This window comes from Peptacetobacter sp. AB800 (genome assembly GCF_047807365.1).
Lineage (GTDB): Bacteria > Bacillota > Clostridia > Peptostreptococcales > Peptostreptococcaceae > Peptacetobacter.
In genome coordinates, this window is record NZ_JBLOUI010000078.1 from 1 (window position 1) to 1,812 (window position 1,812).

Consider the following 1,812-nt stretch of genomic DNA (forward strand, 5'->3'; position numbering starts at 1 on the left):
GGTATGACGGGCATGCTATTAATCTGTGGTGAAAGTCCATAAAAGGCGTAGCTACCAATGAACTTGATAGTGACTTGCAAGGTTTATGCTGCGAAGCATAGGCGAGAAGAAGCAATAGCGAAATCGTAGCCTGACGAACAGAAACCTAATACTAAGGCTTGTATGATGGATAAGTTGACCGAAAGCAATGAAGTCCAAAAGGTAGTCGTAACTCATATAAGTAAATTAGGCAGGTAGACGAGGAAAGATTAATGGCTTATCCCGTGAGGTCTCACAAACAGAATATCTGTAGTAACAACGAATTGTGAGAAGTCAGCAGATGCCATAGTAGTGATGAAACCTTTGTAATGAAGGTGGAGCGAAGGGCGGAACAGTTTCAATAGTCAAATTAAATTACATAAACAAATATATAGATTCGACGAGAGTAGAGTAGTGAAGACGTAACGGAACGAAATATTCATAGGTGGTAGAATTAATATATATGAAGTTAAATAATGAAAGGAGACATAATCTTTGGCAACAGAATTAATGGAAAAGATACTTGAAAGAGAAAATATGATGCAAGCATACAAGAAAGTTAAATCAAACAAAGGTGCTTGTGGAATAGATGGAATAGGTACAGATGAAATAAGAGATTACCTAATAGAAAATTGGATAAGTATCAAAAATAGAATATTAAAAAGAAAATATAAACCACAACCGGTTTTAAGGGTGGAAATACCAAAACCTAACGGTGGGGTAAGAAATCTAGGTATTCCAAATGTAGTAGATAGAATAATAGAACAAGCAATCGTTCAAGTAGTTAGCCCAATTGCGGAGCAACACTTTAGTGAATACAGCTACGGATTTAGACCAGGAAGAAATGCACATCAGGCAATAAACAAACTTCTTGAATATCTAAATGATGGGTATACATATATTGTAGATATTGACCTAGAGAAATTCTTTGACAATGTTCCTCATGATAAACTAATGACATTAGTCCAAAAGATAATACATGACCCAGACACAGAATCATTAATCAAGAAATACCTAACGGCTGGGGTAATGATTAGAGGAAAATATGAAGAAACAAAACTAGGAACACCGCAAGGTGGAAATTTATCACCACTTCTATCAAATATTATGTTAAATGAACTCGATAAAGAACTAGAGAAAAGAGGTTTGCATTTCGTGAGATATGCAGATGACTGTATAATAACCGTTGGAAGTAGTGCCTCAGCTAATAGAGTTATGAATACTGTAACTAAATGGATAGAAAGAAAGCTAGGATTAAAAGTAAACGCAACGAAGTCAAAGGTAACAAGACCAACAAACCTTAAATATCTAGGATTTAGTTTCTATAAAATTGGAACAAAATGGGAAGTTAGAATCCACGAAGACTCGATAACTCGCTTTAAAAGGAAACTCAAGAAGCTAACAAAACGTTCTTGGTCTGTAGATATGACATATAGAATCAAGAAATTAAATGAAGTAATAAGAGGTTTCATAAACTATTTCAAAATACGGAAAATGAGAAAACATATGGAATTAATAGATAGACGTATAAGAAATAGAATGAGGGTTGTGATATGGAAACAATGGAAAACTAGTGAAAAGAGATTCTGGGGATTAAGAAAATTAGGAGCACCAATTTGGATGGCAAAACAATCCGTAGGATTTGGTGACCATTATCAAGCAGTAATTAAGACAACTGGATTGAATAAAATAACAAAGGAAATTTTCACTAAAAGAGGATTAATAAGTTGCTTAGATTATTATATGAAATTGAACCGCGGAGTGCCGAACGGCACGCTCCGTGGTGTGAGAGGG

The 1,812-nt window shown here is 34.9% G+C and carries 1 protein-coding gene; it reads left to right on the top strand.

The genetic code is table 11. The features are described from left to right. Positions 1-513 precede the first annotated feature (513 nt). A partial coding sequence (ltrA, locus tag ACK2WN_RS12005) for a group II intron reverse transcriptase/maturase (RefSeq protein ID WP_416155690.1) occupies positions 514-1,812 on the top strand: 1,299 nt, incomplete at its 3' end.